This is a genomic window from Microbacterium oxydans, from assembly GCF_026559675.1.
Taxonomy (GTDB): Bacteria; Actinomycetota; Actinomycetes; order Actinomycetales; family Microbacteriaceae; genus Microbacterium; species Microbacterium oxydans_D.
In genome coordinates this window covers 1,333,005-1,356,920 of the sequence record NZ_CP092891.1, presented here as the reverse complement: position 1 = coordinate 1,356,920, position 23,916 = coordinate 1,333,005, and the positions used below count along the sequence as shown (strand labels likewise).

General features: G+C 69.5%; 20 protein-coding genes. 3 read left to right on the top strand and 17 right to left on the bottom strand.

Features of this window, described 5'->3' with window-relative positions:
* Window positions 1–50 precede the first annotated feature (50 nt).
* From MME74_RS06445 to MME74_RS06405, 9 genes are all read right to left on the bottom strand, one after another.
* On the bottom strand, window positions 51–764 hold the full coding sequence (locus MME74_RS06445) for a cytidylyltransferase domain-containing protein (protein ID WP_267417910.1): 714 nt from the start codon (window positions 762–764) through the stop codon (window positions 51–53).
* Entirely contained in the window at window positions 743–1,786 is a 1,044-nt protein-coding gene (locus MME74_RS06440; protein ID WP_267417909.1) for a nucleotidyltransferase family protein, read from the bottom strand. Before MME74_RS06440 ends, MME74_RS06445 begins: the two co-directional genes overlap by 22 nt.
* Entirely contained in the window at window positions 1,783–2,427 is a 645-nt protein-coding gene (locus MME74_RS06435) for an acetyltransferase (protein ID WP_267417908.1), read from the bottom strand. The genes MME74_RS06440 and MME74_RS06435 overlap by 4 nt, the downstream gene beginning before the upstream one ends.
* Window positions 2,420–3,517: an N-acetylneuraminate synthase gene (gene neuB, locus MME74_RS06430; protein WP_267417907.1), complete on the bottom strand. Its 1,098-nt coding sequence runs from the start codon at window positions 3,515–3,517 to the stop codon at window positions 2,420–2,422. The genes MME74_RS06435 and neuB overlap by 8 nt, the downstream gene beginning before the upstream one ends.
* Window positions 3,507–4,676 carry a UDP-N-acetylglucosamine 2-epimerase gene (neuC, locus tag MME74_RS06425; protein WP_267417906.1) on the bottom strand — a complete coding sequence of 390 codons (1,170 nt, stop codon included), beginning with the start codon at window positions 4,674–4,676 and terminating at the stop codon, window positions 3,507–3,509. Before neuC ends, neuB begins: the two co-directional genes overlap by 11 nt.
* On the bottom strand, window positions 4,673–5,830 hold the full coding sequence (locus MME74_RS06420) for a LegC family aminotransferase (protein WP_267417905.1): 1,158 nt from the start codon (window positions 5,828–5,830) through the stop codon (window positions 4,673–4,675). The genes neuC and MME74_RS06420 overlap by 4 nt, the downstream gene beginning before the upstream one ends.
* A complete protein-coding gene (locus MME74_RS06415; RefSeq protein WP_267417904.1) occupies window positions 5,827–6,822 on the bottom strand; it encodes a GDP-mannose 4,6-dehydratase in 996 nt (331 codons plus the stop codon). Before MME74_RS06415 ends, MME74_RS06420 begins: the two co-directional genes overlap by 4 nt.
* Before the next feature lie 50 nt (window positions 6,823–6,872).
* On the bottom strand, window positions 6,873–9,872 hold the full coding sequence (locus MME74_RS06410; protein ID WP_267417903.1) for an LGFP repeat-containing protein: 3,000 nt from the start codon (window positions 9,870–9,872) through the stop codon (window positions 6,873–6,875).
* Between the two features lie 182 nt (window positions 9,873–10,054).
* Window positions 10,055–11,128, bottom strand: a complete 1,074-nt coding sequence (locus MME74_RS06405; RefSeq protein WP_267417902.1) for a glycosyltransferase — start codon at window positions 11,126–11,128, stop codon at window positions 10,055–10,057.
* A 122-nt stretch (window positions 11,129–11,250) separates the two neighbouring features.
* On the opposite strand from MME74_RS06405, the gene MME74_RS06400 reads away from it, so the two are divergent.
* Both MME74_RS06400 and MME74_RS06395 read left to right on the top strand, forming a co-directional pair.
* Window positions 11,251–13,014, top strand: a complete 1,764-nt coding sequence (locus MME74_RS06400) for a DUF4012 domain-containing protein (protein WP_267417901.1) — start codon at window positions 11,251–11,253, stop codon at window positions 13,012–13,014.
* Between the two features lie 143 nt (window positions 13,015–13,157).
* Window positions 13,158–13,745 (top strand): hypothetical protein, encoded by a 588-nt coding sequence (locus MME74_RS06395; protein WP_267417900.1) that lies wholly within the window; start codon window positions 13,158–13,160, stop codon window positions 13,743–13,745.
* A gap of 269 nt (window positions 13,746–14,014) precedes the next feature.
* On the opposite strand, the gene MME74_RS06390 is transcribed toward MME74_RS06395, so the two are convergent.
* The 6 genes from MME74_RS06390 to MME74_RS06365 form a co-directional block, all read right to left on the bottom strand.
* Window positions 14,015–15,469 (bottom strand): LCP family protein, encoded by a 1,455-nt coding sequence (locus tag MME74_RS06390; RefSeq protein ID WP_267417899.1) that lies wholly within the window; start codon window positions 15,467–15,469, stop codon window positions 14,015–14,017.
* Window positions 15,466–15,933 carry a 5-(carboxyamino)imidazole ribonucleotide mutase gene (gene purE, locus MME74_RS06385; RefSeq protein WP_267418528.1) on the bottom strand — a complete coding sequence of 156 codons (468 nt, stop codon included), beginning with the start codon at window positions 15,931–15,933 and terminating at the stop codon, window positions 15,466–15,468. Before purE ends, MME74_RS06390 begins: the two co-directional genes overlap by 4 nt.
* Before the next feature lie 145 nt (window positions 15,934–16,078).
* The gene (locus tag MME74_RS06380; RefSeq protein WP_267417898.1) at window positions 16,079–17,203 is read right to left on the bottom strand and encodes a 5-(carboxyamino)imidazole ribonucleotide synthase; all 1,125 of its coding nucleotides are present in this window, start codon (window positions 17,201–17,203) and stop codon (window positions 16,079–16,081) included.
* 109 nt (window positions 17,204–17,312) lie between these two features.
* The gene (locus MME74_RS06375) at window positions 17,313–17,867 is read right to left on the bottom strand and encodes a PH domain-containing protein (RefSeq protein WP_416383334.1); all 555 of its coding nucleotides are present in this window, start codon (window positions 17,865–17,867) and stop codon (window positions 17,313–17,315) included.
* A gap of 50 nt (window positions 17,868–17,917) precedes the next feature.
* Window positions 17,918–18,688, bottom strand: a complete 771-nt coding sequence (locus tag MME74_RS06370; protein ID WP_267418526.1) for a biotin--[acetyl-CoA-carboxylase] ligase — start codon at window positions 18,686–18,688, stop codon at window positions 17,918–17,920.
* Window positions 18,689–18,690: 2 nt separating this feature from the next.
* Window positions 18,691–19,977: a CDP-glycerol glycerophosphotransferase family protein gene (locus MME74_RS06365; RefSeq protein ID WP_267417897.1), complete on the bottom strand. Its 1,287-nt coding sequence runs from the start codon at window positions 19,975–19,977 to the stop codon at window positions 18,691–18,693.
* Window positions 19,978–20,102: 125 nt separating this feature from the next.
* Here MME74_RS06365 and MME74_RS06360 point away from each other — a divergent pair, with 125 nt between their 5' ends.
* Entirely contained in the window at window positions 20,103–21,176 is a 1,074-nt protein-coding gene (locus tag MME74_RS06360) for a glycosyltransferase family 2 protein (protein WP_267417896.1), read from the top strand.
* 18 nt (window positions 21,177–21,194) lie between these two features.
* Here MME74_RS06360 and MME74_RS06355 read toward each other — a convergent pair whose 3' ends face one another.
* Together MME74_RS06355 and MME74_RS06350 are read right to left on the bottom strand one after the other, a co-directional pair.
* Window positions 21,195–22,631: a CDP-glycerol glycerophosphotransferase family protein gene (locus MME74_RS06355; protein ID WP_267417895.1), complete on the bottom strand. Its 1,437-nt coding sequence runs from the start codon at window positions 22,629–22,631 to the stop codon at window positions 21,195–21,197.
* Complete coding sequence (locus MME74_RS06350; protein ID WP_267417894.1) at window positions 22,628–23,881, bottom strand: CDP-glycerol glycerophosphotransferase family protein; 1,254 nt, start codon at window positions 23,879–23,881, stop codon at window positions 22,628–22,630. The genes MME74_RS06355 and MME74_RS06350 overlap by 4 nt, the downstream gene beginning before the upstream one ends.
* Window positions 23,882–23,916 lie beyond the last annotated feature (35 nt).

The following is a 23,916-nucleotide window of genomic DNA, read 5'->3' as shown; positions in this document are numbered from 1 at the left end:
TACGACAGTCTATGCCCACGCCTTCGCGGAAACGCTGAACGCGGTCAGCATCAGTCATCCCGCTGCCCCATGAGCCACTCGACGATGCGGAAGTCGAACTCGCTGTCCACGTCGATGGACCGCTCGGCGGGCATCTCGTAGAGAATCGTCGACGGAAGGAACACGACCTGGTCCTCCAGCAGCGACTCGCGCCGCCAGACGTAGATCGAGCCGTTCATGTCGAAGCAGCGCGGCGCGTCCTGGCGCCGGAGCACCGCGTCATCCGGCTGCTTGCTGACGGCGACGGTCCCGTCAGGCTGCTCCTCGACGAGGTTGAAGTACGGGTTCCGTCGCGCCTCCGCGCCTGTGATCAACGAGGCGGCATCCGACTCCTCGAACATCCGCACCGCCGTGCGGATGTCATCGAGCGTGCGCAACGGGCTGGTCGCATCGAGGTCGACGCACACATCGTAGGTATCGCCGGTTCGCTGCTCCGTCGTTCGCACGGCATGCGCGATGGCCGGGACTTTGCCCGCGGTGTCGGTGGCCATCTCGGCGGGGCGCCGCACGACACCTGTGGCGCCGAACGTCGGGGCGAGTGCCAGGATCTCCTCCGAATCACTCGAGACGACGACTTCATCGAAGAGACCGGTCGCGGCAGCCTGCGCCACGGAGTGCCCGAACATCGGCCGCCCTGCGACGACGCGGAGGTTCTTGCCCGGCACGCCCTTCGATCCGGCCCGCACGGTGATCGTACAGATCCTCATCTGCTTCTCCGTTCCCACGCCAGCCTGGCGCGTTCGAGGTCTTCCGGTCGACCCACGTCGATCCACTCGTCGCGGATCTCATACGCTGCGACGGAACGCTCGGCATCCATCAGGCGCGACAACAGCGTGGGCATGTCGCAGTACTCGTCCTGTTCCAGCAACTCGAGCGCGCTCGGTTCGAGCACGTAGATTCCGGCGCTCACGAGCTCGCTGTGGTATGGCTTCTCCGCGAGTCCCGTCACGCGATCTCCATCACGGCGGATCACACCGTACGGGATCTCGAATCCGTACTCGCGCGCGCCGATGGTCGCATCCGCCCGGGCGTCGAGATGGAACCCGAGCATCCGTCTCAGGTCGACATCGGTGAGCAGATCGGAATTCATGACGACGAAAGGCGCGCCGATCTCTCCACGTAGCTGGGCCATCGCGCCGGCCGTGCCCAAGGGCATCGGCTCGTGGAGATACGAGATCTCCAGCCCATGCGCACTGCCGTCGCCCAGGTGCTGCTCGATGAGGTGTCCGAGGTGGTTGATGGAGACATGGACCCTGCGGAACCCCTGGCCGTGCAGCCTGCTGAGGATGATGTCGATCATCGGGGTGTCCCCCAGCGGGACGAGGGGCTTCGGGATGTCCTTGGTGATGGGGTAGAGGCGCTGGCCCCGTCCTCCCGCCATCAGCACGACGGGGGTCGGAATCGGAGTGGCGATGTGCTCGCCTTCTCCGACGACGTCGACGATGCGTTCATCGTCGACGACGGCGACCACGCGGATGCCGCGCCGCGCCTTCAGCTCGTCGACGTCCTCCTGACTGGCGTTCGGCGGGACCGATGCCGGGTCGGGATTCATCACCCGGTCGACCCGGTCCTCCAGAGACGCACCGGCAAGCAGGCCGCGCCGGATGTCACCGTCGCTCACGGCGCCGATGAGCCGTCCCTCAGCATCCTCGACGAAGACCACCTGACGCCGGCTGCGATCGAGCTGAGTGAGCGCATCGCGGATGCTGGTGCCCGGCTGCAGAGACAGGTCGGTGTTCGAGCTCATGCGGTCTCTCCCCTCTTCGCTGCGATCGTTCTGGCCGGCACGCCGACGACGACCGTCCCTGCCGGGACGTCCCTGATCACGACGGCACCGGCCCCGATGACGCTACCGGATCCCAGGGTCACGCCCTGGATGACGCGGGCGCCGAGACCCACATGGGCACCCTCGCCGATCCGCACGCCTCCCGCGACCACCGCCCCGGGCGAGACATGCACGTGCGCCCCGACCACGACATCGTGCTCGACGATCGCGCCGGAGTTGATCAGGGCGTTCTCCCCGATGACCGCACCGCTGTTCACGAACGCCCCGGCGAGAACCTGCACACCGCCGCTCAGCTGAGCCCCGGGGTCGACGAACGCGCGCGGGTGCACGATCTGCGCAGCGCGGAATCCTCGGGCGGCGGCACGCGTGTACAGGTCACGCCTGGCTGCCGTGGACGCGGTCGAGCCGAGTCCGTTGACGAACAGCACCTCGTTCGGATCCAGCGTGCCGAGCACATCATCGCCGCCGAGGTACGGGCAGTCTGTCCCGAGGTCGCCGGCATGCGGAGCGAGGTACCCCCGGACGGCCAGCTCGAGGGCGCGCAGCGCGGCGAGGACGGATTTCGCGTGTCCGCCGCCTCCGAGCAGGATCAGCTCAGTCATCGATGAGCTCACCACGACGGTAGGCCCGGGACGCCGGGCGGCCGACGACCTCCCAGAAATCGAAGGAGGTCCGGCCCGTGGCGGGTCGGAAGCACGCGATGTCATCCTCCGCGACCACTTCTCCTGCGGCGATGTCGCGCGTGGCCACCAGGCTGCGCCGCACGACCGCGCGGTTGCCCTCTTCGACGCTCTGCGCCTTCTTCTCCGACGACCCGAGCATGGTCGGCACGCGGCGCAGTGCCGCGACATAGTCGCGCAGCCCGTCGGGGTCCAGCGATGCGGCATGATCGGGCCCGTCCGCGGTGACGTCGAAGGTGAAGTGCTTCTCGAGAACGGTCGCCCCCAGACCGACGGCGAGCACCGATGCCAGCGACCCGAGCGAATGGTCGGAGTAGCCGACACGGTGCCCGAAGGTGTCTGCGATGGTCTGCATCGCCCGAAGGTTCAGGTGCTCGTCCGCAGCCGGATACTCCGTGGTGCAGTGCAGGATCGTCACGTGCTCGTCGAATCGGACGTGCTCGTTCCGCGCGTGCCACGCGGTCGTGAGCGCATCCTCGGTGACACGCTCGGACCGATCCAGAACACCATGCCTCTGTGCCAGTCCTGCGGCCAAGAACCGCAACGCGCGTGCGATCTCGCTCAGGTCCGCCATTCCCGTGGACAGGATCACGGGCAGTCCGCTGCGCCCGGCCTTGACCAGCAGCGGCGCGAACGTGAGGTCGCCGGACGCGATCTTGACGAGCGGGATGCCCAGCTCGTCGATGAGGAAGTCGAGGCCGTCGAGGTCGAACGCCGTGGAGAGGAACCGGATCCCACGACCATCGCAGTGCGCACGCAGCTCACGGAACTCGTCGTGCGAAAGCTCGAGTCCACGGAGGAGGTCGTGCTGACTGCGCGCGTCCTCACCGGAGACCCGCTGGTAGTCGGCGAGCTCTGCGGATTCGAGCGCGAGCGCGTCGGCGGAGAAGGTCTGGAACTTCACCGCGTCGGCACCGGCTTCCGCAGCGAGATCCACAAGTTCCTTGGCGATGCCGAGCGAACCGTTGTGGTTCACTCCCGCCTCCGCAATCACAAAGACGTCAGCGGTCATCGTCATCTCCCTGTTCGAGATCGTGGAAAGTCTTCTTGGGGGGCTTCGGGATCTCCACATCCCGAAGCGTCGCAGCGGTACGAACCGCGAATCCCGGTGTACCGAAGGGGCTGTCGGCGGCGACAGCCGGACCCGCGGCGATGCGCCGTCGAATCGCAGCAGCGATGGCCTCGGCCGTGGGGTCGGGAATCTCCACGCTCGCGGCCATCGGCCGACCCTTCTGGCGGTCGCCGATGAGCACGGAAGGTATGCCCAGCGTGGGCGCCTCGAGAACCGTGCTCGACGAGTTCCCCGCCACGACCGATGCCGCGCGCATCGCGCTGAGGTACGCGCGCTGCCCGAACGACTCGACGTAGTCGACGCGCTCGGGATGCTCGGAGACGAAACGCGCGATCCTCGCGCGGACTGCCTCCGTGCCGATGTCCGAGTTCGATCCCGTGATCACGATATGCAGGTCCGTCACGGCGAGCAGCCCCGCGAGGAGCTCCTCAACCAGCTGTTCGGCCGGTGCGACGTCCATGATCGCCGGGTGGAACGTCACCAGCGCCGTCGGCTCGGGCAGTCGGATGCCGAATCGCTCCTCCACTTCGTGACGCGGCATCGCGTCGAACGTGTCGAGGATGTCGACGATCGGCGCGCCGTGGAAGAACACGCGCGCGGGGTCCTCTCCCAGCTGAATCACCCGCCGACGATGATCTGCCGTCGATGTGAAGTGCAGATAGGACATCTTGGTGATCGAGTGCCGGAGGGCGTCGTCCATCGCGCCCTCCGTGAGCTCCCCGCCGTGGATGTGCGCGACCGGGATCGACAGGATCGTCGCAGCCGCCGCCACAGCGAAGGCCTCCAACCTGTCCCCGAGCACCACGACGACGTCCGGCGCGATCTCTGCCAGCACCTGCGCGTAACCGGGCAGGGCGCGCCCCACGTCGGTCGCCGCCGCGAGCGGAGTATCCGCACCCGACCAGATCGGCACGGTCGCGGCTATGGTGAAGCCGTCGCGCTCGATCTCCGTGACGGTCTGTCCGAAGGCCTCGCTGAGGTGGGTGCCCGTCACGATCAGACGCAGATCCAGCTGCGGATCGTCCTCGAGCGCCCGAAGCAGCCCCCGCAGCAGGCCATAGTCCGCACGGGTGCCCGTGACGACGGCGATCGATCTCATACCGCGGCCAGCGCCGGGGAGCTCGGGATGCAGACGACGGACGCGTGCAGCGACTCTGCGACGGGCACCGCCGCGTGGGGCAGGTGCCGGTACGGCGCCTGTCGATGCAGCAGGTTCCAGAACGGACGGCACTGGAGACCGGCGTCGTTCGTCGCTTCGAGGAGGGCGTCGCGCCGTCGGTCATCACCGGACACACGCACCGCGCACAGCCAGTAGTTGCTCTCGGTACCCGCCGGTTCGGTCAGGAACTCGATGTCGGGGACGTCGGCGAAGGCCAGTCGGTAGCGCTCCGCGAGTCGCCGTTTGTCGGCGAGGAACCGGGGCAACCGCTCGAGCTGCGCGACTCCGAGCGCGGCGTTGAGGTTCGGCATCCGGAAGTTGTACGCCACCTCGTCGTGCTCGAACTCCCAGCGATGCGGCAGCTTGGCGGTGGTCGTGAGATGGCGTGCTCTGCGGGCGAGCTCATCGTCATCGGTGAGGATCATCCCGCCGCCGCCCGTGGTCAGGATCTTGTTCCCGTTGAAGCTGAGGATGCCCAGACGTCCGAACGTGCCCGTGTGCACGCCGTCCACCCGGCTGCCGAGCGACTCGGCCGCATCCTCGATCACCGGGACCTCGTACTCCGCGGCCAGCGCGACGAGCTCCGCGATGCGCATCGGATGACCGAGCGTGTGCATCGGCACGATCGCGGCGATGCGACGTCCGGTGGCGGCGTTCATCAACCCCTCGGGGGTGGACCGTGCAGATCGCAGCACCTCGGCGACGGCCTCGACGGAGAGTCCCAGCGTCCCCTCGTCGCTGTCGACGAAGTACGGCTGTGCCCTCACATGTGAGACAGCATTCGCTGTGGCCACGAAGGACAGGGTCGGGACGATCACGTCGTCACCGTCACCGACTCCGGCGAGTTCGAGCGCCACCTGCAGCGCCGAGGTGCCGTTGGACACGGCGATCGCATGCCGGGCTCCGGTGAAGTCGGCGATGCCCTGCTCGAAATCGGTCACGAAGGCACCCACGCTCGACACGAAGGTCGAGTCCAGACACTCCCGGACGCGCTGTTTCTCGAGCTCCGTGATGTCGGGCACGTGGAGGCCGACGAACGGCTCATCGCCGACGACGCCGCGGATGGTGCGGACGAAGTCCTCGGGCGTGCTCATACGACGTACGCGTCGGTGCGGTAACGCGCCAGGTTGGCCGGGTCGGTGAACCACTCCGCCGTGGCGCGGAGGCCCTCGCGGAAACCGTCGACACCATCGTGCTTCGGCTGCCAGCCGAGGATCTCGCGAGCCTTGGTGTTGTCGGAGAAGAGCCGCTCCACCTCGGAGTTCGCGGGACGCAGACGTGCCGGATCCTCGGTGGCGACGGCGTCGACCCCCATGACCTCGGCGATGAGATCGAAGGTCTGCCCGATCGAGACCTCGAAGCCGACGCCCAGGTTGATGACTTCGCCGACGCCTGCGGTGCTGGTCAGCGCCGTCGTGAAGCCGGAGACCGTGTCGGGCACGTACGTGAAGTCGCGGGTCGGCGTGAGCGCGCCGAGCTGGATTTCCCGCTTGCCGGCCGCGAGCTGGCTCACGATCGTCGGAATCACGGCGCGAGCCGACTGCCGCGGGCCGAAGGTGTTGAACGGACGGATCGTGACCGCGGGCAGGCCGAAGGATGCGTGGTATGCGTTCACCATCTGGTCCGCCGCGATCTTCGACGCCGAGTAGGGCGACTGCCCCTGCAGGGGGTGCCCCTCATCCATGGGCACGTACCGCGCCGTGCCGTAGACCTCGCTCGTCGAGGTGTGGATGAATCGGCTGACTCCGGCCGCGCGGGCGGCGTTGAGCAGGTTGAGCGTGCCCTGGATGTTCGTCTGCACATACAGGTCGGGGGCCGCGTACGAGTACGGGATGGCGATGAGCGCGGCCAGGTGCAGCACCGCGTCGCGGTCGCTCACGGCCGACATCATCAGAGCCGGATCACGCACGTCTCCGGGCAGGAACTCGATCTCGCGCGCGACCTCGTCGGGGATTCCGTCGAGCCAGCCGCGGGAGTCGAACGAGTTGTAGAGCACCAGGGCTCGCACGTCGTGTCCGTCCCGAACCAGCTGCTCCGCGAGGTGCGATCCGATGAATCCGTCAGCTCCGGTGAGCAGTACTCTCATGCGCCCGAGTCTATCCGATACCCGTCTGCAGCCCTGGCGGGAACGGAGCGTCAGCGGTAGACGACGGTCGCTGCCTTCCCCTTCACGTAGTTGATGGTGCCGCCCTGGAAGACCTGGCTGCACGAGGTCGCGGTGCACGTTTCCGCACCGGTCGGCCAACCCAGCTTGCCTCTGACCCACCCTGCAGCGCTGTACGCCGTCATGATCGTGTTCGAGGAGGCGAAAGTCCCTGCCGCGGAGGAATGGATCCACCCGCCGGAGAACTTCTGCGCCAGACCGCTGCCGCGCGGGTCCGCGACGATCGACGCGGACGCGTCCACCGCCGAGCCGAGCGCGACCGGACTGCTCGCCGGATCGGCATGCACCTTCGCGATCGCCGCACTCGAGATGCCCACCGTGCTCGTCGCCTCAGCAGTGCCCGAGAACGAGATGATGCCACCAGCGAACGCCTGCGCGCAGGAAACCCCCGTGCACACCTCCGCGCCCACCGGCCACCCGAGCGAACCCCTCACCCAGCCAGCCTTGCTGTACGCCGACATCACCCGCGCCGACGACGTGAACGAGCCCTTCGCCGAGGAATGGATCCACCCACCCTGGAAACTCTGCGCAGCACCGTTGCCGTTCGGATCCGTCACCTTCGACTCGTCACTCGTCGGCCAACCGAGCTTCCCCCGCAGCCAACCCGCGCCACTGTACGCCGTCATCAACGCATTCGACGTCGTGAACGCACCCGCAGCCGACGCATGGATCCACCCGTTCGCGAACTGACGCACGAGCCCGTTGCCGTTCGGATCCTGGACGAAGGTGAGCTGTGCGGCCGCCGCTCCCAGTGCTCCCGCGGCTCCTCCCTGCGCGGCGTAGGCGACGTCGATCGCATCGCCCTCGACCCCCAGCAGGAGAACCGCAGCCTTGCCCTTCTGATAGGCGATGGTGCCGCCCTGGAAGACCTGGCTGCACGAGGTCGCGGTGCACGTTTCCGCACCGGTCGGCCAACCCAGCTTGCCTCTGACCCACCCTGCAGCGCTGTACGCCGTCATGATCGTGTTCGAGGAGGCGAAAGTCCCTGCCGCGGAGGAATGGATCCACCCGCCGGAGAACTTCTGCGCCAGACCGCTGCCGCGCGGGTCCGCGACGATCGACGCGGACGCGTCCACCGCCGAGCCGAGCGCGACCGGACTGCTCGCCGGATCGGCATGCACCTTCGCGATCGCCGCACTCGAGATGCCCACCGTGCTCGTCGCCTCAGCAGTGCCCGAGAACGAGATGATGCCACCAGCGAACGCCTGCGCGCAGGAAACCCCCGTGCACACCTCCGCGCCCACCGGCCACCCGAGCGAACCCCTCACCCAGCCAGCCTTGCTGTACGCCGACATCACCCGCGCCGACGACGTGAACGAGCCCTTCGCCGAGGAATGGATCCACCCACCCTGGAAACTCTGCGCAGCACCGTTGCCGTTCGGATCCGTCACCTTCGACTCGTCACTCGTCGGCCAACCGAGCTTCCCCCGCAGCCAACCCGCGCCACTGTACGCCGTCATCAACGCATTCGACGTCGTGAACGCACCCGCAGCCGACGCATGGATCCACCCGTTCGCGAACTGACGCACGAGCCCGTTGCCGTTCGGATCCTGGACGAAGGTGAATGTGTCCTTCACCGCCCCGAGCGGTCCGGTGGATCCGCCGCTCGCCGTGTATGCCGCATCGATCGCCTTGGTGTTCGTTCCGACGACGGCGACCGCGGGCTTCCCGGTGAGAGAGCCGATGACGCCGTCGCCGAAGTCCTGGATGCAGGACTTCGAGGTGCAGACCTCCGGTCCCACGGGCCAGGAGAGCTTTCCGCGGATCCATCCGGCGGCCGAGTACGCCGTCATCGTCCTGTTCGACGATGTGAAGGCTCCCGCCGCAGACTGATGGATCCATCCCGTGTCGAACTGCTGCGCGATGCCGTTGCCGTTCGGATCCGTGACGGTCGTCGGCGAATCCTTGGGATAACCGAGCTTTCCGCCGAGGGCACCCTGGGCCACATATTCCTTGTAGACGGGACCGTAGACCGGCAGCGCGCCGAGTGCCTTCGTCCAGGTGATGATCCCGTTCGCGTAGCTCACCGTGCACCGCGCGATCGTCGCCCCGCAGGTCGGGTTCGTCTTCGCAGCGCCGAGCACTCCTGTCGCGCCGCCGAGCCCGGTGTGCGCCCGCCGGATGTCGCCGAGCGGGTCGGACGCCGGTGGCTTCTGCGTCGAACCGAACCAGTCGGTGAAGTAGTTGTAGAAGTTCCGGTTGCCGTATGCCGAGCAGCCGTCTCCCTCGCCGTAGCCGGCACGCAGCGCCGCCGCGTTGGGCTGGTAGGGCGTGTAGTAGTAGAGCGCCGACGTCGCCTTGTTGGCGACGTACACCGGCGAGGTGCCGCAGGATGCCTTCGGGTTGTACAGGATGTTCCAGGTCTTGCCCGGGGCGTACCACTGGAACCACTTGCCCTCCATGTAGATCTGCATCTGGCGCGCGGCGCCGTAGATCTGGTGGAAGAAGCCGATGTAGTTCGGGTCGCATGGCGCGGTGTCGGGGCATCCCTGTCCGAGGGCGATCCGATAGCGCCAGGCGCTCGGCCAGGTGTGGGTGATGAGGCCCTGCTCCTTCTGGAGCATCACGATGAGCACCTGCGGGTTGATGTCGCAGGCCTGCGCCACGCGGTAGATGATCCGTGCGGCCGACTCGTTCGCGGCGCCGTTGTATCCCGAGCAATAGGCGTCCGCCGGCCGGGTGACCGTGTTCATCTTGAAGTCCTTGAGGCAGACGATCGCCTCGTTGTTCTCGTCTCTCCCCCCCAGGCAGCGCGAGACCTTGCTGTTGAAGAAAGCCTGGATCTGCGGCTCGGTCATCGTGCGCTTGTCGGTGAACACGGCGTCGCTGATGATGTTGCCGGCATTGAACCCGACGAGGGTGCTCTTCGCGATCCCTGTCGCGGCGGGGCCCGAGACAGCGCCGGAGGCGATCGCCGGAGCCGAAGAGACGGACGCTTGGGCGACGGCAGCAGGGGCCGCCGTCCCGATCACCAGGGCAGAGACAGCGAGGAAACAGATGAGGAGTGGGGAGGTCCTCAGGGTGTTTCGCGAGCGTGGGGCACGTCGAGACATGTGACCAGTGTGACGGAAGTTGCAGGATGATGCCACTGTTGCGCTGGTTACGCGACAAGATTTCGGCGTGTCGCGCCGATGCGCAGGTTGTTCTCAGCCGCTCACAGGTCGGCGTGCAGCCCCCACAGACGCTCCGCCGAGCTCGCCCAGGAGAAGGCCCGGGACCTGTCGGCGGCGAGCACCCGCAGCCGCGCCGACGAGGCGCCCGCCGCGTCGGCGACAGCTTCCGCGATGCCCTCCGCCGGCACCAGCATCCCGCCGTCGGCGAGGACGTCGCAGTGCGACCCGCTCTCGACCGCGACCACCGGCGTCCCGACCGTCATCGCCTCGACGGCACGCCACGGCCACCCCGCCACGGGATCGGTCGACACGAAGGCCGAAGCGCCGGCGAGGACCGCTGCCCGGTCCGCCGGGGACAGCGCGCCACGGACGTGCGCCCTCCGCTCCGGCAGCCCGGCGGCGGAGGCGATCTCCACCAGGCGCGGCTCCGCGCCCTCCGGCGCATCGAGCACGACCGCATCGACCCCGGCGGCGAGCGCACCTCGGAATCCCTCGGCGAGCGTCGCCGGCGAACCGGCCAGCACCACGTATTCCTCGGGCAGTCCGAGCGCCTCACGGCGTGCCGCGGCATCGGCCGGAACCGCGAACGACCGCGGCGCGGCACCCGCGATCACCCGGATCCGCCCCCCGAGCTTCACGAGCTCGGCCAGACGCTCGGCGACCGCGTGCGACGGCACGACCACGGCGTCGGCGTGCTTCACCGCGCGTCGGAGCATGGCGCGCTGCCACGCCACCGCGCTCTTCGACAGTGCCTCCGGTGCGTCCCAGGCCCGCAGGTCCCACAGCGTCACGGTCGTCTGGTCGTTGTCGTGCACGCGATCGTGCCGCACGAGCGGTGCCATCAGGGTCGGCGAGTGGATGAGGCCGCCGCCGACGCCGGGGGCGATCCCGAGCTGCCAGGAGGCCGCGATCTCACGCCTGCCGAGCGCGAGCGTCCGCACGTCCTCGATGCCCGCTACCGGCACCTCGGCTCCCGCGGTGACGATGGCATCCACCGCACACCCCGACGGCGCCGTGGCGACGAGTCCCGCCACCAGGTCGACCGACGCCGAGGCCTGGTCGGGGTCGACGACCTGCACGAGCTGATCCAGAACAACACGCAGCCGAGCACCCATGCGCTCAGGCTATCCTCGCCGCCTCACTCCGCCGCGGAGCGCGCCGCACGCGCCGCACGAATGTCAGCGTTCCCACAGATTTCCCCCACCACCGGCGCAGGGGTTCATGCTTGAATGCTCGGGTGAGCGATGGTCGACTTCCCGTCCGGCGCCGATGGATCGGGTGGACCATCGGCATCCTGCTGTCGCTTCTCATCATCGCGATCGGCTGGGTGACGGTCCGCGGCATCGGTGCTGTCACGAATCTCCAGCACGTGGCCAAGGGGGCGTCGCAGCTCAAGTCGTCGATCGCGGCCGGCGACCTCGAAGGCGCCAAGCCGATCGCCGAGAGCATCGCTCGCAACGCAGCCTCCGCGGAAGACCTCACCTCTGACCCCGTCTGGGCCGCGTTCGGTGCGGTCCCGTGGCTGGGGCCGAACTTCCGGGCCGTGAGCGAGATCGCCGCGATCGCCGACGACGTCTCGCAGGACGCCCTCACTCCCCTCCTCGATGTGGCGGGCGGACTGGATCTGGCCGGTCTCGGGTTCAGCAACGGCGCCGTCGACCTCGAGCCGTTCGCCGCCATCGAGAAGCCGCTCGGCACCGCGAGCACCGCCCTCGACGCCGCACAGCGACAGGCCCGGCGCATCGACGCCGATGCCACCCTTCCCCCTCTCGCCGACGCGATCGGCGAGATGCGATCGGCGGTGACCCAGGCGGCGACCGCGGTCGGTTCGCTCCACGGGGCGGCCGTGCTGCTTCCGACCATGCTCGGCGGCGAAGGACCGCGCAACTACGTCCTCGCGATGCAGAACAACGCGGAGCTGCGCTCCTCCGGCGGCATCATCGGCTCGATCGCCCTCCTCCACGCCGAGAACGGGCGGATCACCCTGCAGAAGCAGGCCTCGACGCGCGACTTCCCGCCGCTCGACAAGGCTCTGCCGCTCAGCGATTCGACGATCGCCCTGTTCGAGGATCGTCCGGGACGCTACCTCCAGAACATCACCAGCATCCCGGACTTCGCCGAGGCCGGCGAGACCGTCGCGGCGCGCTGGGAGGGCCGGTTCGGCGGGACCGTCGACGGCGTCATCGCGGTGGACGCCGTCGTCGCGAGGCACCTCATGAAGGTGACGGGCGACCTCTCGTTCGGCCCGTTCACCGCCACCTCCGACACCGTGACCGACATCCTTCTCTCCGAGATCTACGCCGCGGTCCCCGACCCGGCGGTACAGGACCAGATCTTCGCGAAGGCTGCGGCGGCCCTGTTCAGCTCCGCCCTGACCGGCGGAGACCCGAAGGCCCTGATCGGCGCGATGGCCGACGCCGCGGGCGAGGGGCGGATCCGCATCTGGAGCGCCCACGAGGACGAGGAGGCGCTGCTCGCGTCCTCCGCCCTGGGCGGCACGATCCCCCGGGACAGCGCCGACGCGACGTACGTGGGCGTCCTGATCAACGACGGCACCGGCGGCAAGATGGACTACTACACCCGCGCGTCGATCACGACCGCCGTCGGGACGTGCCAGGGCTCCCCGACCACTCAGGTGCGGGTGACCTGGAAGAACACGGCGCCCGCCGATGCGGCCACCTCGCTGCCGGGCTACGTCACGGGCGACGGCGTGTACGGGGTGCCGGCCGGGACGGTGCGGACACTGATCGCCATCTACGGCCCGGAGGGCGCGACACCCTCTCACATCGACCGTGACGGCGCCGAAGAAGGCGTGCAGACAGCGATGCTCGGCGACCGTTCCGTGGTGCAGCACGAGGTGTCCCTCGCCCCCGGCGAGTCGACCACGATCACGCTCGAGTTCGCCGGCTCCGGAGCGGGAGAGCGCCTCACCGAGGTGCTGCACACGCCGCTCATCGAGGGTCCGAAGATCGCGCGCGACACACTTCAGTGCGCGTCGTGACTTTCCCCGCCCGATAGGGTACTGTCGACTCACTGGGGAATATCTGGTGTCTGCAATTCTGCCGTGGGGGCAGGAAGACACCACGCAGTCGAACGCAGGGGTGTGTTCGAAGGCAATTCCGCGTGAAATTCTGGGGAGAAATCATGCTGAAGAAACTGGCTGCCATCAGCCTTGCCGCCGGCGCGCTCGTTCTTGCTGCGCCTGCCGTCGCCACCGCCGCGCCGTCTGCACCGGCTCCGTCGTCGTCCGGCTCCTACCCGTCGCCTCCTGGCGTCAAGGTCGGAGATCCGATCATCGACATCTGCGAGGTCTCGACGATCGTGTTCGGACCGGGGTACTTCCTCCCGTCCGAGAACGTGAACGTCTCGGTCTCCGGCCTCAACGCCGGGAACGCCGCTGTGTCGGGCAACACCGCCGCCACGGACGGCAGCCTGACGCTCACCTTCCGCCCGCCGTCCGACGGAGAGGGCTCCTACGCCATCGCCTTCGGTGGCTCGCGCTCGTACACCGCCACGATCGCCGTGTCGCACGGCCATGACGCCGCCTCGACCTGCGACCACGACCCTGCTGTCGCACCCGCAGGTGCCGAGCTGCCGCTCACGGGCGACGGATTCGAGCTCGCGCTCACCGGTGGAAGCGTCTCGCCGTGGATCCTCGGTGGCGGTGCCGCGGCACTCGTCGCCGGTGGCGCACTGGTCGCGGTCGGAGCCTCTCGCCGCAAGCGCGCCTAGGTTCGGCTGCCGCCTCGCGCGGTGGTCGACTGGACGACGGTGATCCCTCCCCCTCCGATCACCGTCGTCTGGTGCATCCGGTGACAACACCGGAAGCCCACGGCTGTCCCTCCCTCGCAGGTGACAGCCGTGGGCTTTGTCGTGCGTACGGCTTGTCGAGCGTACGGCTTGTCGTGCGTACGGCGGTACCTGCGTGCGGCGGTACGTGCGCGGTGAGATCTCGGATGCACCCGCCCCGAGGGCGGTCGGCAGACCCGGCGCTCACGCGGTCACGGTGCGGGAGTGGATGTCTCCGTCGGCGGGTGCAGCGCCTGCTGGATCATGTCGTGGATGAATCCGTAGTCCGGCTGGTGCTCGTCCACTCCGGAGTCCGGGGTGAGCTCGATCGTCGTGACCTTCTGCTCCTTGGCCTTGAGCATCAGATCGAAGAACTCCGGCAGCTTGTCGGAGGGCAGGTCCGTGCTGATCAGCGCCGTCCCGGCCGCCGCCACCTCGTTGAACCGCGTCAGCACGGTCTGCGGCGTGAACTGGGCGAGGATCGCCTCCTGCAGCTGTCGCTGCCGCTTCATCCGATCCCAGTCGCTGGTCGTGTACCGCGACCGGGCGTACCACTGGGCGGTGTCGCCGTCCATGTGCTGCTTGCCGGGCTCGATCCAGCCGATCGCCCACTCGTTCACATCGGTGCCGGTCCACCCCTCCGGCGGGCCACCCTTGGGCAGGCGCTCCGTGGCGTCGATCTCGACGCCGCCCAGAGCGTCGACGAGCTCGGCGAAGCCGTGCATGTCGACGAAGACGTAGTAGGGGATCTCGATCCCGAGGACCCCCTCGGCGGCGTCCTTCGTCGCCTCGATACCGGGATCGGACCCATGGGCGACGGCATCGGGGTAGAGCCCCGTCCCCCCGTCCTCCCGACAGACCTCCGCGGCGTTGCGCACGTGGTTCATCCAGCCGTTCCACCCGCAGGTGGACGAGGCGTGACCTTCGAAGCCGTTCGGGTACAGCTCCTGCATCGGGCTGCCGTCGCTGAACGGTGCGTTCGGGAGTTCGCGCGGGATGCCGGTGATCGTGACCGCTCCGGTGTCGGCGTTCACCGACACGACGGAGATGCTGTCGAATCGCATCGAGTCACGACCGTCACCGCTGTCCGCGCCGAGGAGCAGGATGTTGTAGTAGCCGTCGCTCGGCTCCACACTCGGGCCGCTCTGCCCGAAGATCGCACCGAGGGTGCTCCGCACCGACCCCACGGCGGTCGCCGCATAGGCGGTCCCGCCGCCGACGAGGCCCAGCAGCACGAGTGCCACCACGGGGATGGCGAGGCGCGACAGTCCGGGAACCTTCACCAGCCGCACGAGCCGCAGGGCATCGAAGGTCAGCACGATCCAGAGCACCACGTAGCCGAAGAGCAGCACCTGGACGATCGTGAGGACCGCGGCGGAGAAGAAGCCCCCGCCGATCGTGATCCACAGCAGGACCGGTCGCGCGAAGAGGGCGAGTCCTGCGGCCACGATCACGAGGAACCACGCGAACAGCGTCGCGCCGAGTCCGAACCGCCCGAGCCGACGGTTGCCCGCGAGCACCTGCGCCGATCCGGGGAGGAGGACGTTCAGGGCGACGAGCCACCACCCACGCTTGACCATCGTCCCCGCGTCGGAGGAGTCCGGGTGCCGCAGCGGCCGGGACTCGATGAGCGGGCGCTGTGTTGCGCGCGGAGGCGCAAGGGTCACAGTGACGCCTTCAGCCGTTCGTTCTTCGCCTCGACCTGAGCCTCGAGATCGCGCGCATACGCTTCGACGCGGTCGGCGAGGTCGTCGTCCGCGGTTCCGAGGATGCGCGCGGCGAGGAGGCCCGCATTGCGCGCTCCCCCGATGGAGACGGTCGCGACCGGGATGCCGGCGGGCATCTGCACGATCGAGAGCAGGGAGTCCATGCCGTCGAGATACGCGAGGGGCACCGGGACGCCCACCACCGGGAGCGGCGTCATCGAGGCGAGCATGCCCGGAAGGTGGGCCGCTCCCCCGGCGCCGGCGATGATGACGCGGATTCCGCGGGCCCGCGCCTCACGCGCGTAGGACATGAGCTTGTCGGGTGTGCGGTGCGCCGAGACGACCTCCACCTCGTGCGGGATGCCGAAGTCCGTGAGCGCCTGAGACGCGTCGCTCATGACCCGCCAGTCGGAGTCGGATCCCATGACGACGCCGACCAGAGGAACGGCGGAGGAGTGCAGTGGCTCGGTCACCAGATCAGGGTACGGTCTACCGCTGGGAGAACCCCCGAACGGCACGCCTCTTGACGCGCATGTGTCGTCTCACCGAGCCGGGTCACGGGGCGCCGGATCAGAGGAAATGCGCGGCGGTGGCTCGCGCGACGTACACGGCGTCGTCGAGGTCGTCGTCCGCGACGTTGACGTGCCCCACCTTGCGACCGGGTCGCGGTGCCTTTCCGTAGGTGTGGATCTTCGCCTGCGGGTGTTCCGCCATCGCGGCGCCGAAACGCTCCTCGAGCGTGCCGTCGGCCGGTCCGCCGAGGATGTTCACCATCACGGACCAGGCCGCGCGCGGCGCGGTGCTGCCCAGGGGAAGGTCGGCGACCGCGCGCAGGTGCTGCTCGAACTGGCCGGTCACGGCGCCGTCCTGGCTCCAGTGCCCGCTGTTGTGCGGCCGCATCGCGAGCTCGTTCACGAGGATGCGCTCGTCGTCGGTCTCGAACAGCTCGACGGCGAGCATCCCGGTCACGCCGAGACCCTCGGCGATGGCACGACCGATCCCCTCCGCGACCTCCACGAGACGCTCGGCTGCGGCCGGGGCCGGCGCGATGACCTCCGCGCACACCCCGTCGCGCTGCACCGTCTCGACCACCGGATACGCGACGATGTCACCACTCGGACGACGGGCCACCTGCTGGGCGAGCTCGCGCACGAACGGGACGAGCTCCTCGACCAGGAGCGCGTCGCCGCCGTCGAGCGCGTCGAGCCAGTCCTGGGCATCCTCCGCCGCCCGCACGACCCGCACGCCCTTGCCGTCGTAGCCGCCTCGCGGCGTCTTCACCACGCCGGCACCGGCATGCGCGTCGAGGAAGGCCTGCAGCTCGGCGACGCTGCGCACGGCTGCCCAGTCCGGCTGCGGCACGCCGAGTTCGGCGAGACGCGCGCGCATCACGAGCTTGTCCTGTGCGTACTGGAGGGCATCCGGTCCCGGGTGCACGACCACGCCGTCGGCGACGAGCGCACGCAGCACCTCCTGCGGCACGTGCTCGTGGTCGAATGTGACGACGTCCACGTCGGCGACGAAGGCGCGCACGGCCTCGAGGTCGCGGTAGTCGCCGACCGCGGTGGCCGCGAGTCCGGCGGACATCCCCTCATCCTCGGCGAGCACTCGCAGATCGAGGCCGAGCTCGACCGCCGGAGCGATCATCATCCGGGCCAGCTGTCCTCCGCCGATCACGCCAACACGCAGCGCCATATGCCGCCTCCATTCGTCTGCCCCCATTCTCCCGCACCGGCGCGGGCGGAATCGACATGCTCCGGCATCCGGCCGACCGACCGACGCGGCCGACGAGCACGGAGGGGGTTCACATCGAGGCGGGATCGTCCCCACCGGACTGGGCATCGCGATGCGCCAGGATCTGACCGACCTCGATCTGGTCGGCGAGAGTCTCGTGGACGAGGGTCACGTTCGGCACGTTCGCGAGTCGGAGAGGCGCATCCACGCCGTTGGACAGCGTGATGGTGCCCGTGCCCCAGAGCCGCTGCAGAGGGCCGCGGCGAACCGCGATCGTGTAGCCCCGGGCATGCGACATCTCCCGACGCCGATGCGCGCCCACACCCTCTCGGGCGATGACGCGCCTTGTCGTCACGGTGGTGCTCCGGGAGTACCAGACCACGAACGGGATCACGACCGCGAGCAGCACGAGCCCCCCGGCGGCGGCGAAGAGCATCCAGTTCTCGAACCCGGCCGGCAGGTTGCCGTAGAAGTAGGCCGTCGCCCCGAAGGCCGCGATGAGCACGAGCGCGGACCAGAACAGCCGTCGCGCATGACTCCGGAAGCGCGCGATCAGCAACTCCTCCGAGGGCGTACCGGGCGGCGGCATCAGGGGCCGTCCGCCGAGCGTCACAGGCTGGGTCACCCCACCATTGTGCCTGTGATCTGCGACAAAGCCGGCCGTGCGACGGCGTGTCAGCTTCCGGCGGGGCGCACGTGCACCACGTCGCCGGCGGAGATCGCGTGTTCGACGCCGGCGACGCTCACCAGCAGGCGCCCCTCCGCATCGAGCCCGGCGGCGGTCCCCTCGAGGGTCCGCCCGGCCGGCAGCGACACCCGGACCTGCTGTCCGAGGGTCGAGCAGCGTGCCGTCACGGCGTCGTGCAGGCCGCTCGCGGTGGCGTCACCGGTCGCGACGAGCGCCGCCAGGTGGGTGCCGAGCGCGTCCAGGTAGGCGGCGACCAGCCTGTCCTCGTCGACGCGCACGCCGAGCGCGGCGAACGAGGTCGCCGTCGGGACGGGAAGCTGCTGGGCCGTCATGGCCGTGTTGACGCCCGCACCGACCACGACCGCCTCAGCCGTCGCCTCGGCGAGGATGCCGCAGATCTTGCGCCCGTCCACCAGCACGTCGTTGGGCCATTTGACCGAGACGTCGTGCGCGGGGAGTTGCGTGGCGACAGCCTCGGCCATCGCCACGCCCGCCGCGAGCGGGATCCAGCCGCGCGCCGCGGGGTCGGTCGGCAGCGACCGCAGCAGGACGGAGACGGCCAGAGCGGTGCCGGCGGGAGCGATCCACGTGCGATCGAGCCGACCTCGCCCGGCGGTCTGATCGCGCGTGATCAGGGTCGACAGGTGCGGCCATCCCTCGCCGTCAGCCGCGTGCTCCCGAAGATCGGCGTTCGTCGAGCCGGTGCTGACGACGGTCTCCACCCGGGGAGCGATGCCGTTCGCGAGCGGGAAGTCCATGCTCACGCGTCCTCGTCGTCGGCGACCTCTTCGTCGTCGTCGTCCTCGTCCTCGCGGACGGCGCCGACCTCGTGCGCCTGCCAGTGCTCCCACTTCTGCATGAGACCGTCGATCGCCGCGTGGAACTTCTCGGTAGCCACGCCCTGCGTCGTGTCACCGAAGTAGTGCTGCACCCACATCTGCAGTCGGGCGATGGCGGCCTCATCGGCGCGCACGCGCTCGACCTCCGCGACGATGTCGCGCGCGCCCTCCACCGTGAGCCACTCGCAGTCCGCCAGGTAGCCCTGCGTGTCGACCGAGGCCTGCTCGTCGGTCGGCCGCGTGATCATCAGCGGCTTCCCCGCGGCGAGCCGGTCGTAGACCATGGCCGAGATGTCGACGATCGCGACATCGGCGGCCGTGAGCTGCCAGCCGAGCTCCGGCCCGTCGTCGTAGATGTGCTGGGCGGTCGCATCCGCGGCGTTCGCCGCATTGATCGCCGCGAGGATGCGGCGGTGAGCGGCGCCGTACGCCTCGTCGACCACACCGCTGCGCGGGTGCGGACGGTAGATCACCCGGTGCGAGCCGGTGGCCAGCAGCCGACCGACCAGGGCTTCGCCGTGCGTCGCGATCGACCCGTAGTGCGCGCTGGGGCGGTCACCCTCCCAGGTGGGGGCGTAGAGCACCACGGTGCGCCCGTCCGGCGTGTACGGCAGCGTGCCCGAGTAGTGGTCGGCCTGCGGACGTCCGATCTCGATGGTGCGGCGGTCCACGTCGTAGTCCCACAGGGTGCGCGACAGTCGGTCTCTCGCGGCCTGACCGGCGACCAGGGCGTAGTCGTACGCCTTGTACTGGTTCGTGGTCATGTACATCTTGTCGGACTCGCCGTGGTTGATGAACACGTGCCAGCGGCGGCCGTACCGGAACATCTGGAAGTTCCGGGTGTTCTGGTTGACGTACAGCACGACGCGGATGTCCTGCGTCGCGATGAACCGCTCGAGGTCGCGGATCTTCGGCACGAACGCGACGGGCGGCGAGTCCTCGTCGAGCAGTTTCTCGGTGCCGGTGGCCTGTCGCGAGAGCACGACGACCGGCCAGCGCCGGGCGAGCTCGTTGAGCGGGCGGTACCACTGACGCATCTGGTACATGTTGACCGCACCGTCGGCGAAGTACACCGCGACCTTGAAGTGGTCGGTCGGGAACGGCTCGCGCTCGGCGAGACGGCGGCGCAGGCGCTGCACGGCGGTGCGCGACGCGAGCGCCCGCTTCAGCAGACGGTATGCCTTCTTCGCGTCAGACAATGCACCCATCCCTCCAGAATAGTTCGTCCGCGCCGGATACCCCGGCCTGTGCACAGCGACCGGGCAGGCCACGCCCGGCCACGCGGGCGCTTCCCCTCAGGGAACGCGGGAGGACACCGTGCCATGATCGACATGTGCCAGCCGATGAGTCCGCCACTCCCCCGACCGGGGTCTCCTTCGTGATGCCGGTGCTCAACGAGCGCGCCTACCTCGAGCACGCGGTCGCGTCCGTGCTCGCGCAGGACGTCGATGTGCCCACCGAGCTCGTGCTCGCGCTCGGCCCCTCGACCGACGGCACCACGGAACTCGCACAGCGGATCGCGGCGAAGGACGACCGCATCCGCCTGGTCGAGAATCCCGCTGCCCACATCCCGGTCGGCCTGAACGCCGCGATCCGCGCGAGCCGCTACGCCACGATCGTCCGCGTCGACGCGCACTCCGAGCTGTCCCCGGGCTACGCCGCTCGCGCCCTGCAGACCCTGGACCGCACCGGGTCCGCCAACGTGGGCGGCGTCATGCATGCGGAAGGACGGACGCCTTTCCAGAAGGCGGTCGCCCGACTCTACAACTCCCCCGTCGGACTCGGCGGAGGCACCTACCACGGCAGCTCCCAGGAGGGCGAGGCCGAGTCCGCCTACCTCGGCGTGATGCGCCGCGAGGTGCTCGACGAGGTCGGACTGTTCGACGAGTCCATCCGACGCGGTGAGGACTGGGAGCTCAACCTCCGCATCCGCCAGGCCGGCCACCGCGTCTGGTTCGACCCCTCGCTGTCGGTCACGTACTGGCCGCGGGAGAGCTGGCTGCGACTCGCGCGTCAGTTCCGGGCGACCGGAGCGTGGCGCGGAGAGCTGGTGCGGCGGTTCGGCCGTCGCAACGGCATCCGCTACTTCGCACCGCCCGCACTCGTCCTCGTGGTCGCGCTCGCGCTCGTGGTGGGCGTGCTGCAGCTGACGGGAGTGCTCAGCGGGGTGGCCTCCCTGATCGCGGGACTCGTCGTGTACGTGCCGCTCGCCCTGTATCTGCTCCTCGTGCTCGCCGTCGCGCTGGCGCCCGGCGGCGGAGGCGTGCGCCAGCGGCTGTGGACGCTCCTCGTCCTCCCGACCATGCACCTCGCGTGGGGCCTCGGGTTCCTCGGCGGCGTCCTCCGCGGCGCACGGGACACCGTCGACGCCTCGCGCCTCGGCACGCAGAACACCCCGCTCCCCTGACGCGGGGGCGAACGGCGGTCAGGGCGTCACGAAGCCCAGATCGAGGATGCGGTCGACCACGCGTTCCGCGGCATGACCGTCGTCCCGCGTGTTGAACTGCGCGCGCCAGGCCGCGTACCTCGCGGCGTAGGCGGCCTCGTGGCCCTCATCGTCCAGCGCGGCGGCGAGCTCTTCCTGCGTGCGCACCAGCGGGCCCGGGGCGCGCTCGGCGAGGTCGAAGTAGAAGCCGCGCAGCTGCCCGCGGTAGTGATCCAGGTCCGGCACCAGGAAGTACATCGGCTTGCCCGTGACGCTGAAGTCGAACATGACCGAGGAGTAGTCGGTGATCAGGGCGTCCGCGGCGAGCAGGAGCCGCGCGGTCTCCGGGTAGCCGGTCACATCGATGACCCGCGCCCCGGCACGGTCGCGCCCCTGCTCCAGGGTGCGCGAGTGCCCGCGCATGAGCACCACGGCGTTCGCCTGACGTGCCAGGAGCTCCGGATCGACGAAGTCGACCATCTCCGTCCGGTCGTCACGCCACGTCGGGGCGTAGAGGAGCACCCGCTCCTCCGCACCGATGCCGAGAGCCTGCCGGACCGCGGCGGGGTCCTCCGTGGCGAGGACATCGTTCCGGGGGTAGCCGTCCACCCAGATCGGCCGTCCGAAGAACGCATATGCCTTGCGGAGGATGCGCTCCGAGTACGTGTTCTGCGCCAGCAGCACGTCCCAGCGCCGCGACTCCTTCACGACCGCGGCCATCCGTCGCGGGTCGAAGCCGGGACGATGCAGCGCGAGCCGCTTGAGCGGGGTGCCGTGCCAGGTCTGCAGCACCTTCTGTCCGGGCTTGCGGGCGAACCGGCGGCGCAGCCAGTCGTTCACCACCAGCAGGCGCGCAGCCCCGCGCGCATGCCACCACTGCGGGCTGCCTTCGACGACGGCGATCGCCCCTTCGGGGACCTCGACCGAAAGATCGACGACACTCCAGTACCGGCGCACCTGCGGAGCCCGGGCCGCGAGCTCCCGATCGATCGCGCGGGGGTTGCAGCCGACGCTGCGGCCGTAGAAGCTCTCGAAGAAGACCGCGTTCTCGGTGCCGCCGGTCTGGGCCACGTAACGCTCCTCGAGCGTGGTCCGCCCCTCTGCCGTCTCGTAAAGCGGGTCGATCGGCGCCGCGATGCGGACGTCGCGTCCGTCGACCGCGATGCGCACCCCGGTCAGCACGACGGGATCGATGCGCAGCTCGTCGAGGTCGGCGTCGGCGATCCGCAGCTCGTACTCCCCCGCGGGCAGCGGCAGGGACGGCCCTCCCCAGCGCGAGGCCTGGAGGGGGAAAGCGGCCTTCCACGTCTTGCCGCCACCGCTGATGCGCGCGTCGACCCGAGCTCGCGGGCCGACCAACGCGGCCCCCGCCGGTCGCTGACCGGTCCCTGCGATGACCAGCTCCTCTGCTGCGTCATCGATGCGGGCCGTTGTCATACTGCTCCCTTCGGCGCGGGGACACCCCGCGCACGGATCACCTGGTAAACGCGCTCCGTGTTGCGCCCGTCCCGATGCGCGTGCATCCTCGCGCTGAGCGTAGCGGACCGCTCGGACGCCGCGTCGAACGCCCTGCTCTCGGAGAGCAGCTGCTCGAGCTGCACGAGCAGCTCCGACCAGTCCGTCGCCGCATCGGTGCCGGCGACGTCCTCGAATCGGCCGTAGAACCCGCGGGTGCGGGCATACTCCCTCGCGTCCGGGGCGAGGTACAGCACCGGGGTGCGCAGGAGGCCGACGTCGTAGGCGAGCGAGGAGTAATCGGTCACCAGGACGTCGACAGCGGCCAGCGCGGGGGTCACGTCGGAGATCACGCCGGAGCCCAGCGCGCGGACCCGGCGGCTGGGCAGCGGCGGTGCATATCCGCCCTCGCCCAGCGGGTGCGAGCGCACCAGCAGGATCGCGTCGTTGTCCTCCAGCACACGGAGGATCCGGATCCACTCCGCGGCGGAAGGCACGGCGGGGTCCGGAGCGCCGTCGCGCCAGGTCGGTGCGTACAGGATGGTGCGGGCGGCGTCCGGAATCTCCCCGACGACGCTGCGCAGGAGCGCGCGCGCCGCCGACCTCCGTTGCTCCGGGGACCCTGCGGAGAGCACGTCGACCCGGGGCTCCCCCGTCACCACGACACGGCCGTCACCGAGGCCGAAGGCGGACTCCAGGCGGCCGCGTGCGCGATCGGATGCGGCCGGGAGCACGCGGATCCGTCGCGCGGCGGCGCGATACAGGAGCCCCACGAGACGTCGCAGCAGCGGTGCGCCGGGGACCGACGGCACCTGGGTCGTGGCCGGGGAGTCGAGTCCGATGCGCTTGAGCGGTATCCCGTGCCAGAGCTGGACGAGGAAGCCACCCCCGTTGCCGTAGCGGTTGACGTCGCCGAGGCCGTGGGTCACCACGAGGACACCCGCACGGGCGGTCGCCCACCAGCCTCGCAGGCTGCTCTTGCGGACGGACCTGATGCCGAGTGCGGCGGCGTCCCGGTCCTCGCGGTCGGAGGAGGTGAGCCAGAGCGTGTCGTGACCGAGGGCGGCGGAGTGCCGCTGGAGTGCCAGCGCCCCATCGCCGACGCCCGCACCGCACCCGAAGACCCAGCGACGTCCGCGCGGGACGAGGAGCGTGCCGATGCGTCCGACGGCATACAACGGGATCCTGAGCAGCTTGGCCGCATTGCCGTTGCCGAAAGAGAAGGACGCCACCCCGCGAGCCTATCGCGCGGGTGGCGTCCTTCTCT

What these genes read in the sequence shown, in the direction of transcription:
- MME74_RS06440 (WP_267417909.1), bottom strand. Translation starts at nt 1,786, where the DNA reads ATGAGCTCGAACACCGACCTGTCTCTGCAGCCGGGCACCAGCATCCGC.
- MME74_RS06435 (WP_267417908.1), bottom strand. Translation starts at nt 2,427, where the DNA reads ATGACTGAGCTGATCCTGCTCGGAGGCGGCGGACACGCGAAATCCGTC.
- neuB (WP_267417907.1), bottom strand. Translation starts at nt 3,517, where the DNA reads ATGACCGCTGACGTCTTTGTGATTGCGGAGGCGGGAGTGAACCACAAC.
- neuC (WP_267417906.1), bottom strand. Translation starts at nt 4,676, where the DNA reads ATGAGATCGATCGCCGTCGTCACGGGCACCCGTGCGGACTATGGCCTG.
- MME74_RS06420 (WP_267417905.1), bottom strand. Translation starts at nt 5,830, where the DNA reads ATGAGCACGCCCGAGGACTTCGTCCGCACCATCCGCGGCGTCGTCGGC.
- MME74_RS06415 (WP_267417904.1), bottom strand. Translation starts at nt 6,822, where the DNA reads ATGAGAGTACTGCTCACCGGAGCTGACGGATTCATCGGATCGCACCTC.
- MME74_RS06405 (WP_267417902.1), bottom strand. Translation starts at nt 11,128, where the DNA reads ATGGGTGCTCGGCTGCGTGTTGTTCTGGATCAGCTCGTGCAGGTCGTC.
- MME74_RS06395 (WP_267417900.1), top strand. Translation starts at nt 13,158, where the DNA reads ATGCTGAAGAAACTGGCTGCCATCAGCCTTGCCGCCGGCGCGCTCGTT.
- purE (WP_267418528.1), bottom strand. Translation starts at nt 15,933, where the DNA reads ATGGGATCCGACTCCGACTGGCGGGTCATGAGCGACGCGTCTCAGGCG.
- MME74_RS06380 (WP_267417898.1), bottom strand. Translation starts at nt 17,203, where the DNA reads ATGGCGCTGCGTGTTGGCGTGATCGGCGGAGGACAGCTGGCCCGGATG.
- MME74_RS06370 (WP_267418526.1), bottom strand. Translation starts at nt 18,688, where the DNA reads ATGGACTTCCCGCTCGCGAACGGCATCGCTCCCCGGGTGGAGACCGTC.
- MME74_RS06365 (WP_267417897.1), bottom strand. Translation starts at nt 19,977, where the DNA reads ATGGGTGCATTGTCTGACGCGAAGAAGGCATACCGTCTGCTGAAGCGG.
- MME74_RS06355 (WP_267417895.1), bottom strand. Translation starts at nt 22,631, where the DNA reads ATGACAACGGCCCGCATCGATGACGCAGCAGAGGAGCTGGTCATCGCA.